The organism is Escherichia sp. TW09308 (assembly GCF_000208565.1).
Classification (GTDB): domain Bacteria; phylum Pseudomonadota; class Gammaproteobacteria; order Enterobacterales; family Enterobacteriaceae; genus Escherichia; species Escherichia marmotae.
Map to the genome: position 1 here is coordinate 559502 of NZ_AEME01000001.1, position 12347 is coordinate 571848.

Below are 12347 nucleotides of genomic sequence, written 5' to 3' on the forward strand. Positions count from 1 at the left end.
TTGTTGTTTCAGTCAACGGAGTATTACATGTCCAGAAGGCTTCGCAGAACCAAAATCGTTACCACGTTAGGCCCGGCTACTGATCGCGATAATAATCTTGAAAAAGTTATCGCTGCCGGCGCAAACGTTGTACGTATGAACTTTTCTCACGGCTCGCCTGAAGATCACAAAATGCGCGCAGATAAAGTTCGTGAAATTGCCGCAAAACTGGGGCGTCATGTGGCTATTCTGGGTGACCTTCAGGGGCCAAAGATTCGTGTATCTACCTTTAAAGAAGGTAAGGTGTTCCTCAACATTGGGGACAAATTCCTGCTGGATGCTAACCTGGGTAAAGGTGAAGGCGATAAAGAAAAAGTCGGTATCGACTATAAAGGTCTGCCTGCTGACGTCGTGCCTGGCGACATCCTGCTGCTGGACGACGGTCGCGTACAGTTAAAAGTGCTGGAAGTTCAGGGCATGAAAGTGTTCACCGAAGTCACTGTCGGTGGCCCTCTCTCTAACAATAAAGGGATCAACAAACTCGGCGGCGGTCTGTCGGCTGAAGCACTGACCGAAAAAGATAAAGCTGATATTCAGACTGCCGCACTGATTGGCGTGGATTATCTGGCAGTTTCCTTCCCGCGCTGTGGCGAAGATCTGAACTATGCCCGCCGTCTGGCACGCGACGCAGGTTGTGATGCGAAAATTGTCGCCAAGGTTGAACGTGCGGAAGCCGTTTGCAGCCAGGATGCAATGGACGACATTATCCTCGCCTCTGACGTGGTGATGGTCGCACGCGGTGACCTCGGCGTTGAAATTGGCGATCCGGAACTGGTCGGCATTCAGAAGGCCTTGATCCGTCGTGCGCGCCAGCTTAACCGTGCGGTAATTACAGCGACCCAGATGATGGAGTCAATGATCACCAACCCGATGCCAACCCGTGCAGAAGTTATGGACGTGGCAAACGCCGTGCTGGATGGTACTGATGCCGTGATGCTGTCTGCGGAAACCGCTGCGGGCCAATACCCTTCAGAAACAGTTGCTGCGATGGCGCGCGTTTGCCTGGGGGCTGAAAAAATCCCGAGCATTAACGTTTCTAAACACCGTCTGGACGTTCAGTTCGATAATGTGGAAGAAGCAATCGCCATGTCCGCGATGTATGCAGCTAACCACCTGAAAGGGGTTACCGCTATCATCACCATGACCGAGTCTGGTCGTACCGCGCTGATGACCTCCCGTATCAGTTCCGGTCTGCCAATTTTCGCCATGTCTCGTCATGAGCGTACCCTGAACCTGACTGCGCTTTATCGTGGTGTCACGCCGGTCTATTTTGACAGTGCAAGTGATGGTGTAGTTGCGGCCAGCGAAGCGGTAAATCTGCTGCGCGATAAAGGCTATCTGATGTCCGGCGACCTGGTCATCGTCACCCAGGGCGACGTAATGAGTACCGTGGGTTCTACCAATACCACGCGTATTTTAACTGTTGAGTAAGTAAGTTGCCGGATGCGGCGTAAACGCCCTGTCCGGCCTACAACACCTTGATAATTCAAAAGATTACAAATCGTCTGTAGGCTCGATAAAATTACTCATCAGGCAAACTTGAACTTATCAACTAACGGAAGCCTCTCCTCGTGAGAGGCTTTTTTTATTTGATGGGATAAAGATCTTTACGTTTATACGGCTGGATTTCACCAGGCTTCCGGGTCTTGAGCAATTTTAAAATCCAGGTGTATTGTTCTGGTCGCGGACCAACAAAAATCTCGACTTCTTCATTCATCCGCCGCGCAATCGTATGATCATCCGCTTCTGACAAGTCGTCCATCGGCGGGCGCACCTGAATCGTCAAACGGTGCGTCTTGCCATCATAAATCGGAAACAGCGGTACGACGCGCGCACGACACACTTTCATCAAACGACCAATCGCGGGCAGCGTCGCTTTATAGGTTGCAAAGAAATCAACAAATTCGCTGTGCTCCGGGCCATGATCCTGATCGGGCAAATAATAGCCCCAGTAGCCCTGACGAACCGACTGGATGAACGGTTTAATGCCATCATTTCTCGCGTGAAGACGTCCGCCAAAACGACGACGCACGGTGTTCCAGACATAATCAAAAACTGGATTACCCTGATTATGGAACATTGCCGCCATTTTCTGTCCTTGCGAGGCCATCAGCATGGCGGGGATATCCACTGCCCAGCCGTGCGGCACCAGAAAGATCACTTTCTCGTTGTTACGCCGCATCTCTTCGATGATCTCCAGCCCCTGCCAGTCGACGCGCGGCTGAATTTTCTCCGGCCCACGTATCGCCAGTTCCGCCATCATCGCCATCGCCTGGGGCGCTGTGGCAAACATCTCATCAACAATCGCTTCGCGTTCGGCTTCGCTACGTTCCGGAAAACAGAGGGACAGGTTGATCAACGCACGACGGCGCGAGCTTTTTCCCAGTCGTCCGGCAAAACGCCCGAGTCGCGCCAGAATGGGATCGCGGAATTTCGGAGGTGTTAAAGCAATACCGGCCATCGCCGCCACGCCCAACCAGGCTCCCCAGTAGCGCGGATGGCGAAAGGATTTATCAAACTCAGGAATGTATTCACTATTATTTTTTTTCGTTTCCATGCTTTTCCAGTTTCGGATAAGGCAAAAATCAATCTGCTGATAGTGTAGCGGCGCAATTTGCCCCGCACCAAATAAAAAAGCCGGTACTGACTGCGTACCGGCTGCGAATGGATGTTAATTAATCAAACAGTAGCTGCGGCACAATCTCTTTGGCCTGCGCCAGGAACTCGCGACGATCGGAACCTGTCAGCCCTTCGGTACGCGGCAGTTTCGCCGTCAGCGGGTTTACGGCCTGCTGGTTGATCCATACTTCATAGTGCAGGTGTGGTCCGGTTGAACGCCCGGTGTTACCGGATAGCGCGATACGATCGCCACGTTTCACCTTCTGCCCCGGTTTCACCAGAATCTTACGCAAGTGCATATAACGCGTGGTATAGCTACGACCATGACGGATCGCAACATAATAACCTGCAGCGCCACTGCGTTTGGCTACTACCACTTCACCGTCACCCACCGAAAGCACCGGTGTACCCTGTGGCATCGCGAAATCAACACCTCTGTGTGGTGCAACACGACCAGTTACCGGGTTCAGACGACGCGGGTTAAAGTTAGACGAGATGCGGAACTGTTTCGCCGTCGGGAATCGCAAGAAACCTTTCGCCAGGCCAGTACCGTTACGGTCATAGAACTTGCCATCTTCAGCGCGGATTGCGTAATAATCTTTGCCTTCAGAACGCAAACGCACGCCCAGCAACTGGCTTTGCTCACGTTTGCCATCAAGCATTTCACGCGACATTAATACAGCAAATTCATCGCCTTTTTTCACCTTCCGAAAGTCCATCTGCCACTGTAGCGCTTTGATCACTGCGCTCACTTCAGCGCTGGTCAAACCAGCATTTCTGGCGCTGGCAACAAAGCTCGACCCAACGGTGCCTTTCAGTAGATTATTAACCCACTCCCCTTGCTGCATTTCGCTGGTCATTTTAAAACCATTAGCAGCAGTGCGATCATAGGTACGGGTTTCGCGGCGAGAAACTTCCCAGGTCAGACGCTGTAAATCGCCCTCTGCGGTTAATGTCCAGGAGAGTTGTTGACCAATTTTCAGGTTACGCAGATCTTTATCCGCAGCAGCCAGTTGGGTGATATCACCCATCTCAATACCATATTGATTGAGGATGCTACTTAGCGTATCGCCTGTGGAAACGACATATTCATGCACACCCGCTTCACCAGCGGTTTTGTCGTCCAGTTCGTCCTGCGGAATGGCTTCATCTTCTTGTGCGGTTTGATCAATCGGTTCACTGGCTTCAGGTAAGAGTGAACGGATTTCGTTCTGTTCCAGCTCAATTGTTTTGACAATTGGCGTGGCGTCGCGGTGGTAAACATAGGGCCGCCAGACAGCGACGGCCAGGGTAAGAACGGTGAGCGACCCCAGCATAACGCGGTGTGGTCGCGGTAAATTATTAAACGCCAGGGCGACAGAGCGGGCTATCTGTTGCACGTAATCACTTCCTCATTAATCTCCTTTCAGGCAGCTCGCATACTGGTTGGCTAATTGATTCAGAAACTCTGAATAACTTGTTTTACCCAGTTTGATATTCGTCCCAAGGGGATCCAACGTTCCCATACGAACGGATGTCCCTCGTGCGACGCTTTCAACGACCGCTGGCCTGAACTGTGGCTCAGCAAAAACGCAGGTTGCTTTTTGCTCAACCAACTGTGTTCTTATTTGATGTAAACGCTGCGCGCCCGGTTGAATCTCTGGGTTAACGGTAAAATGACCAAGCGGTGTCAGTCCGAATTGTTTTTCGAAGTAGCCATAAGCATCATGAAAAACGAAATAACCTTTTCCCTTGAGCGGCGCGAGCTCATTACCAACCTGTTTATCGGTTGCAACTAATTGTGCCTCAAAATCCTTCAGGTTGGCGTCAAGTTTGGCTCGACTTTGCGGCATAAGTTCCACTAATTTTCCATGGATTGCAACCGCTGTAGCCCGCGCTATCTCTGGGGAAAGCCAAAGATGCATGTTGAAATCGCCGTGATGGTGATCTTCGTCACTTTTTTCCGCGTGGTTATGATCATCATCATCGTCGTGAATACTTTTCATCAGCAGCGGTTTTACATTCTCAAGCTGCGCAATCGTTACCTGTTTCTCCTCTGGTAATTTGCTCACCGGCTTTTGCATAAACGCTTCCATCTCCGGGCCAACCCAAACGACTAAGTCCGCGTTCTGTAAGCGTTTTACATCCGATGGACGCAGTGAATAATCGTGTTCAGAAGCACCGTCCGGAAGTAATACCTCGGTCTCTGTTACCCCATCAGCAATGGCGGAAGCGATGAATCCGACAGGTTTAAGCGAAGCAACAACGGCGGCATTTGCGGCCTGTGTTGCGCCCCCCCAGAGAGCAGCGGATAATGCTGCGAAAAGAAGCGTTTTTTTATGTAACATAATGCGACCAATCATCGTAATGAATATGAGAAGTGTGATATTATAACATTTCATGACTACTGCAAGACTAAAATTAACATGACAAGTCTGGTTTCCCTGGAAAATGTTTCGGTCTCTTTTGGCCAACGCCGCGTCCTCTCTGATGTGTCGCTGGAACTTAAACCTGGAAAAATTTTGACCTTACTTGGGCCGAACGGTGCCGGTAAGTCGACGCTAGTGCGGGTTGTGCTCGGACTGGTAACACCTGATGAAGGTGTTATCAAGCGCCACAGAAAACTGCGCATCGGATATGTGCCGCAGAAGCTGTATCTCGACACCACGTTGCCACTAACTGTAAACCGTTTCTTACGCTTACGCCCCAGTACACATAAAGAAGACATTCTGCCTGCACTGAAACGCGTTCAGGCCGGGCATCTGATTGACGCGCCAATGCAAAAGCTCTCTGGTGGTGAAACGCAGCGTGTATTGTTGGCACGCGCGTTGTTAAATCAACCGCAATTATTAGTGCTGGATGAGCCTACTCAGGGCGTGGATGTGAATGGTCAGGTTGCGCTGTACGACCTTATTGACCAACTGCGCCGCGAACTGGATTGCGGCGTTTTAATGGTGTCTCACGATCTGCATCTGGTGATGGCCAAAACCGATGAAGTACTTTGTCTGAATCATCACATCTGTTGTTCCGGCACACCGGAAGTCGTTTCCCTGCATCCGGAATTTATTTCGATGTTCGGACCTCGGGGTGCTGAACAGCTAGGTATCTATCGCCATCATCATAATCACCGCCACGATTTACAGGGGCGAATTATTCTGCGTCGGGGAAATGATCGCTCATGATTGAATTATTATTTCCCGGTTGGTTAGCCGGGATCATGCTGGCCTGTGCTGCAGGTCCGCTGGGTTCGTTTGTTGTCTGGCGTCGTATGTCTTATTTCGGTGACACGCTGGCTCATGCGTCTTTACTGGGAGTCGCGTTTGGTTTGTTACTGGATGTGAATCCTTTCTATGCGGTGATTGCGGTTACGCTGCTGCTGGCGGGCGGCCTGGTATGGCTGGAGAAGCGCCCACAACTTGCGATCGATACGTTATTGGGAATTATGGCGCACAGTGCATTGTCGCTGGGTCTGGTCGTCGTCAGCCTGATGTCTAACATTCGCGTTGACTTGATGGCATACCTGTTCGGTGATTTGCTGGCAGTAACACCGGAAGATCTTATCGCTATTGCGATTGGCGTGGTTATCGTGGTGGCGATTCTGTTCTGGCAATGGCGCAATTTACTGTCGATGACGATTAGCCCGGATCTGGCGTTTGTTGATGGTGTGAAATTACAGCGTGTGAAATTGTTGTTGATGCTGGTGACCGCATTGACGATTGGCGTAGCAATGAAATTTGTTGGCGCGTTGATTATTACCTCGCTGTTGATTATTCCTGCGGCTACTGCGCGCCGTTTTGCCCGCACGCCGGAACAGATGGCTGGTGTCGCTGTTGTAGTAGGAATGGTTGCTGTAACGGGCGGTTTAACATTTTCCGCGTTTTACGATACGCCAGCAGGCCCCTCGGTGGTGTTGTGTGCAGCGCTGTTGTTCATTCTCAGTATGATGAAAAAGCAGACCAGCTAAGTTGCGACTGGCACTATACAGTGCCAGTTTCATCAACCAGGCCACCACATTGCGGACATAATCAAAAAAACATACCGTTAAGAACGATCGAACAGTGAGAACATAAATCTGTATATGTTCTGAATGAGACCCGTGTTCGGGTTCGACGAATCAAACGGCTATATTAGCAAATCTCCTTTTACAGCTATTCTCCCTCTCAAAAAAGCGAAATCAGATCAAACCCCTCTCACTTGTGAGGGATATTATCGTCTCTCTGGAAAATGCCCGTACAGGCAGATACATAATCTCTGGAAACTGGTAATAAATACAGTAGTGTGGCACGGCGAAATATATGTATTAGCAGGGAAATATTTATACAAAAAATGGATAATTACCATCAAATGCAATCTTGCGATTAAAGATCATTTCACATCATCAGAAACAGAAAGCGGTATACGGATGATCAATCTTAGGCAGGCCGTTATTAATGTGCTGATAATTCAGATGGCTTTTACCAGAATAGGTAAATAACCTTATATTGAGGTTCATCTTCGTTCCTCACTTGATGGCAAGAAATAACAAAGGTGGTAAACGGCATGCACCTGGCTCATTTGGTGCTAACTGAAACAACATTCTAAAAAGAGCAGCTATGTGTTTGTAACGTGTACAAATCAAGGCGCACATTTGCTTGTAGAGCACTAAGCGCAGGTCATTGCTGCACAAATGGGGCAGATTTCTGCTCAGATGGGTGTCAGACAATAATGGCAATCCACTGGCAATTCTGGATGCTAATTTCAGTTCTGATGCACCAACAATGCCCCATGCACAAAACAAGTAATCCCTTCGGTTTCAGTTGCTCACTGTGCCCAGTCAGGTTTATTGAGTATATGATCCTGCCAGTCGATCACTTCTGATTCTTTCACCGCGATATGACGTACGGAGATTCGCTCACCATGCATTGCCGCTTTCGAACCGGTAATCAGTGGGTGCCACCCTGGCAATGCCTTCCCTTCCGCCAGCAACCGATAAGCACAGGTCATCGGTAGCCATTCGAATGTTGGCAGATTCTCACGGGTTAATTTAATGCAGTCAGGTTCAAACTCGAAGCGGCGTTCGTAGTTACGACATTGACAGGTTTTAATATTAAGCTGACGGCAAGCGACGTTAGTGAAGTAGATTTCGTCAGTATCTTCATCCATCAGTTTATGCAGACAGCACTGACCACAACCATCACACAACGACTCCCATTCTGCATCGCTCATTTCATCCAGGGTTTTACTTTGCCAGAAAGGTATATCGCTCATCAGGTGTTCCGCCATTACGTTAAAACGCACCTTATAACCAGTATGGCACAGCGTTGCAAGTATTGCCGCCTCTTTCAGGCGGCAAAAAGTATTACAAAACGCGAGTTGTCAACGAATGACTACCGAAAGTGATGATCAGTTCATCACCGCTGTGTAGTGGGCCAACACCATCAGGCGTGCCTGTTAGTACAACGTCACCAGGCTTGAGGGTAAAAAACTTGCTCATATAAGCAATCAGCGGAACGATTTTATGGATCATATCTGCCGTTGTACCCTGTTGACGAACGACACCATTTACACTTAAGCCTAGCGACGTATTTTGTGGATCGCCAGTGAACTCTGCAGCGGGAATAAACCCGGACAGTGGGCAAGAGTTATCAAACCCTTTAGCTTTTTCCCATGGCTGCCCGGCTTTCTTCATCTTTCCCTGAACATCACGTAATGTCAGATCGAGCGCCACACCATAACCGGCAATGGCTTTGCGTACATGCTCTTCCGTGGCCTGGCGTAGCGTCGCGCCGATCAACACCGCCAGTTCAACCTCATGATGAACCGCACCGAAATCAGAGGGGATGGCCAATGGCTGGCGCAGATCGCACAGTGCCGTTTCGGGTTTAATGAACAACACTGGCTCTTCAGGCACTTCACTCCCCATCTCTTTAATATGTTTGGCATAATTACTGCCAACACAGACCACTTTACTCACCGGATAATCCAGCAGCGCACCTTGCCAGTTGTGATGTTGATACATAACGTTCCTCTCACTTCATCGTGGTTCTTAAAACCCGCTCCGACAAATATGGTGCCACCGCCGGATATCGGTTATTTTTTAGTGCTGTCTGTATTTTTCGCCATCACAGAAAGATGTTGCTTCAGCAAATCCTCGGGAGGTGGTGGCAATTGAAGATAATAGCCATGCTCAGCTAATGCCTGTTTAACTTTCTCAATATCGGCATTTACCAGTTTCTTTCTCCCGTCCAATGGAAGAATCATCGCAAGTTGAGGTTGACCAAAACCTTTCATCAGCTCCTCTGGAACACGCGAAAAGTCGTCTTTTTTTTCAACATATAAATAGGTCTGGTCACGTTTGCTACTTCGATAGATCACACAAAACATAATTTTACTCTGAATAAATGGGGGGGTGACTTGCCTCAATATAATCCAGACTATAACATGCCTTATAGTCTTCGTAATATCATCGCACGCTGATGATGATGGTAATTAGCTAATTGAGTAAGGCCAGGATGTCAAACACGCCAATCGAGCTTAAAGGTAGCAGCTTCACCTTATCTGTGGTTCATCTGCATGAGGCAGAACCTAAGGTTATTCATCAGGCGCTGGAAGACAAAATCGCTCAGGCTCCCGCATTTTTAAAGCATGCCCCCATCGTACTCAATGTCAGTGGCCTCGAAGAACAGGTCAACTGGTCTGCAATGCATAAAGCTATCTCGGCAACGGGCTTGCGGATCATTGGTGTCAGTGGCTGCAAAAATGCGAAACTGAAAGCTGAAATCGAAAAAATGGGGTTGCCAATCCTGACTGAAGGAAAGGAAAAAGCGCCGCGTCCAGCTCCTGCCCCCCAGGCTCCTGCGAAAAATACAACGCCGGACACAAAAACGCGCTTAATAGATACCCCAGTGCGTTCCGGTCAGCGCATTTATGCGCCACAATGTGATCTGATTGTTACAAGTCATGTTAGCGCAGGGGCAGAATTGATCGCAGATGGTAACATTCATGTCTATGGCATGATGCGCGGTCGTGCGCTGGCGGGGGCAAGTGGTGATCGGGAAGCACAAATATTTTGTACGAGCCTGATGGCAGAACTGGTCTCTATCGCAGGTGAATACTGGCTGAGTGATAAAATCCCAGCAGAATTTTATGGCAAAGCGGCACGGCTGCAATTAGTCGAAAACGCTTTGACCGTTCAATCGTTAAATTGATCCCTTTTTAACAAGGAATTTTTATGGCACGCATTATTGTTGTTACTTCGGGGAAAGGGGGCGTTGGAAAGACAACCTCCAGCGCGGCCATCGCCACTGGTTTGGCCCAGAAGGGAAAGAAAACTGTCGTGATAGATTTTGATATCGGCTTGCGTAATCTCGACCTGATTATGGGTTGCGAGCGCCGGGTCGTTTACGATTTCGTCAACGTCATTCAGGGCGATGCAACGCTAAATCAGGCTTTAATTAAAGATAAGCGTACTGAAAACCTCTATATTCTTCCGGCATCACAAACTCGCGATAAAGACGCCCTTACCCGCGAAGGGGTCGCCAAAGTTCTTGATGACCTAAAAGCAATGGATTTTGAGTTTATTGTTTGTGACTCACCGGCGGGTATTGAAACCGGTGCATTAATGGCGCTCTATTTCGCAGATGAAGCTATTATAACCACGAACCCGGAAGTCTCATCAGTTCGTGACTCAGACCGTATTTTAGGTATTCTGGCGTCGAAATCCCGTCGAGCAGAAAACGGTGAAGAACCGATTAAAGAGCACCTGCTATTAACGCGCTATAACCCAGGCCGCGTTAACAGAGGCGACATGTTGAGCATGGAAGACGTACTGGAGATCCTGCGCATCAAGCTCGTCGGCGTGATCCCAGAGGATCAATCAGTATTGCGCGCCTCTAACCAGGGGGAACCGGTTATTCTCGATATCAACGCCGATGCGGGTAAAGCCTATGCTGATACCGTAGAACGTCTGTTGGGAGAAGAACGCCCTTTCCGCTTCATTGAAGAAGAGAAGAAAGGTTTCCTCAAACGCTTGTTCGGAGGATAAGTTATGGCATTACTCGATTTCTTTCTCTCACGGAAGAAAAACACGGCCAATATTGCAAAAGAACGGTTGCAAATTATTGTTGCTGAACGCCGGCGCAGCGATGCAGAACCGCACTATCTGCCGCAGTTGCGTAAAGATATTCTTGATGTCATTTGTAAATACGTACAAATCGATCCCGAGATGGTGACTGTTCAGCTTGAGCAAAAAGATGGTGATATTTCCATCCTTGAGCTTAACGTGACCTTGCCGGAAGCAGAAGAGCTGAAATAAGCCGTATTAGCTCAGACCTGATCTGACAGTTACCGGTGATTTATACAGGTATCTGTCAGATTACATCCGATTTAAGTTTTTCTCTGCCTGGCTACCCCCTTCCCCGCCAAACAGATTCACATTACTGCCGCCAGAAAATAATCACTTACATTACGTTTTCTGATAAATATTGTTCACATATAAATTACACAATAATATTGATATTTCAGATCACCTTACCTTTACAATACCACGTTAACATTTGATGACATTTCTTGAATAAACATTTCAAATCAATGAGTTAATTATTATTTAAGATTATTCCCATTCAAGCAAAAACCATAATTCTTATTATACAAACCGCGCTCATTTTGAATTATCTGAATAATAGAGAGCGTTCTTTAGTTAAGCTGTTCTTAATTGAAGACGAAATTATTGTGTGTGCAACTTACTAAATACCGGACATCTAAGTTGAAGAAAAAAATACTCGCCTTAGGGCTTATCTCAGCATTGCTCTGCTCCGCGCCAGCGATGGCGGATATGAATCGCACCACGAAAGGTGCACTGTTAGGCGCAGGCGTTGGTTTACTGACTGGCAATGGTGTTAATGGCGTACTGAAAGGTGCTGCTGTGGGCGCTGGCGTTGGTGCAGTAACAGAAAAAGGCCACGATGGTAAAAATGCCCGTAAAGGCGCAAAAGTGGGTGCCGCCGTTGGCGCGGTCACTGGCGTTCTGACCGGCAATGGTCTTGAAGGCGCAATTAAAGGTGCCGTAATTGGCGGTACGGGTGGTGCAATTCTGGGTAAAATGAAATAAGGAATGATGATGAAAAAATTTGCTTTACTGGCGGGACTGTTCGTCTTCGCACCAATGACCTGGGCTCAGGACTATAATATTAAGAATGGTTTGCCAGCAGAAACCTATATTACCTGCGCAGAAGCCAACGAAATGGCAAAAACTGACAGCGCACAGGTTGCAGATATCGTTGCGGTAATGGGTAACGCCAGCGTTACCAGCCGTGATTTAAAGATTGAGCAATCACCGGAACTGAGTGCCAAAGTGGTAGAAAAACTGAATCAGGTTTGTGCCAAAGATCCGCAAATGCTGTTAATTACCGCAATTGATGACACCATGCGTGCCATCGGTAAAAAATAATCGATAATGTAGCACCGCGCCGATTGATTCGACGCGGTGTATTTTTAGCGGGTGAACAGACTTACAGACAATACTGAAGCACTGATTATTTATTTTGGTGATTTTATTGATTTAGTTTTTTATTCTTCACAAAAACTATTTCCCTGCAATCATATTCGTATACGCGTTACTCACCGCCAAAGCAATTCCTCAAATTAAACCCGGATAGTTTTTCAATTTTAATGATTAATTATTCAATGATTGGACTTATAAACACGCCTGATCAAATATCCTATAAGTCCAG

General features: G+C 48.1%; 15 protein-coding genes. 9 read left to right on the plus strand and 6 right to left on the minus strand.

Annotated features, from left to right (window positions below; all coding sequences use genetic code 11):
- Nucleotides 1–27: 27 nt before the first annotated feature.
- Nucleotides 28–1470, plus strand: a complete 1443-nt coding sequence (gene pyk, locus ESM_RS0102870; RefSeq protein ID WP_000091161.1) for a pyruvate kinase — start codon at nt 28–30, stop codon at nt 1468–1470.
- A gap of 154 nt (nt 1471–1624) precedes the next feature.
- Here pyk and lpxM read toward each other — a convergent pair whose 3' ends face one another.
- From lpxM to znuA, 3 genes are all read right to left on the minus strand, one after another.
- The gene (lpxM, locus tag ESM_RS0102875; RefSeq protein WP_001516257.1) at nt 1625–2596 is read right to left on the minus strand and encodes a lauroyl-Kdo(2)-lipid IV(A) myristoyltransferase; all 972 of its coding nucleotides are present in this window, start codon (nt 2594–2596) and stop codon (nt 1625–1627) included.
- Between the two features lie 118 nt (nt 2597–2714).
- Complete coding sequence (gene mepM, locus ESM_RS0102880; RefSeq protein WP_001184055.1) at nt 2715–4037, minus strand: murein DD-endopeptidase MepM; 1323 nt, start codon at nt 4035–4037, stop codon at nt 2715–2717.
- A gap of 15 nt (nt 4038–4052) precedes the next feature.
- Entirely contained in the window at nt 4053–4985 is a 933-nt protein-coding gene (gene znuA / locus ESM_RS0102885) for a zinc ABC transporter substrate-binding protein ZnuA (protein ID WP_010376204.1), read from the minus strand.
- A 78-nt stretch (nt 4986–5063) separates the two neighbouring features.
- Between znuA and znuC the strand changes: the two genes are divergently transcribed.
- Nucleotides 5064–5819, plus strand: coding sequence for a zinc ABC transporter ATP-binding protein ZnuC (znuC, locus tag ESM_RS0102890; RefSeq protein ID WP_000202982.1), 756 nt, complete (start codon nt 5064–5066; stop codon nt 5817–5819).
- Nucleotides 5816–6601 (plus strand): zinc ABC transporter permease subunit ZnuB, encoded by a 786-nt coding sequence (gene znuB, locus ESM_RS0102895; protein WP_000571466.1) that lies wholly within the window; start codon nt 5816–5818, stop codon nt 6599–6601. Before znuC ends, znuB begins: the two co-directional genes overlap by 4 nt.
- Nucleotides 6602–7437: 836 nt before the next feature.
- Here znuB and ESM_RS0102905 read toward each other — a convergent pair.
- The 3 genes from ESM_RS0102905 to ESM_RS0102915 form a co-directional block, all read right to left on the minus strand.
- Nucleotides 7438–7884 carry a YcgN family cysteine cluster protein gene (locus ESM_RS0102905; protein WP_001516253.1) on the minus strand — a complete coding sequence of 149 codons (447 nt, stop codon included), beginning with the start codon at nt 7882–7884 and terminating at the stop codon, nt 7438–7440.
- Nucleotides 7885–7975: 91 nt separating this feature from the next.
- The gene (locus ESM_RS0102910; RefSeq protein ID WP_000284291.1) at nt 7976–8635 is read right to left on the minus strand and encodes a fumarylacetoacetate hydrolase family protein; all 660 of its coding nucleotides are present in this window, start codon (nt 8633–8635) and stop codon (nt 7976–7978) included.
- A 71-nt stretch (nt 8636–8706) separates the two neighbouring features.
- Nucleotides 8707–9000 (minus strand): YcgL domain-containing protein, encoded by a 294-nt coding sequence (locus tag ESM_RS0102915; protein ID WP_001516252.1) that lies wholly within the window; start codon nt 8998–9000, stop codon nt 8707–8709.
- Between the two features lie 128 nt (nt 9001–9128).
- Between ESM_RS0102915 and minC the strand changes: the two genes are divergently transcribed.
- The 6 genes from minC (at nt 9129) to ESM_RS0102940 (ending at nt 12064) form a co-directional block, all read left to right on the plus strand.
- Entirely contained in the window at nt 9129–9824 is a 696-nt protein-coding gene (minC, locus tag ESM_RS0102920; protein WP_001516251.1) for a septum site-determining protein MinC, read from the plus strand.
- Nucleotides 9825–9847: 23 nt separating this feature from the next.
- Nucleotides 9848–10660 carry a septum site-determining protein MinD gene (minD, locus tag ESM_RS0102925; protein ID WP_000101053.1) on the plus strand — a complete coding sequence of 271 codons (813 nt, stop codon included), beginning with the start codon at nt 9848–9850 and terminating at the stop codon, nt 10658–10660.
- A gap of 3 nt (nt 10661–10663) precedes the next feature.
- Complete coding sequence (minE, locus tag ESM_RS0102930) at nt 10664–10930, plus strand: cell division topological specificity factor MinE (RefSeq protein WP_001185664.1); 267 nt, start codon at nt 10664–10666, stop codon at nt 10928–10930.
- 296 nt (nt 10931–11226) lie between these two features.
- Complete coding sequence (locus tag ESM_RS1000000129600; protein WP_228988174.1) at nt 11227–11364, plus strand: hypothetical protein; 138 nt, start codon at nt 11227–11229, stop codon at nt 11362–11364.
- A gap of 16 nt (nt 11365–11380) precedes the next feature.
- Nucleotides 11381–11725 (plus strand): YMGG-like glycine zipper-containing protein, encoded by a 345-nt coding sequence (locus ESM_RS0102935; protein WP_000726984.1) that lies wholly within the window; start codon nt 11381–11383, stop codon nt 11723–11725.
- 3 nt (nt 11726–11728) lie between these two features.
- Nucleotides 11729–12064, plus strand: coding sequence for a YmgD family protein (locus ESM_RS0102940; protein WP_000979974.1), 336 nt, complete (start codon nt 11729–11731; stop codon nt 12062–12064).
- The last annotated feature ends 283 nt before the right edge of the window (nt 12065–12347 follow it).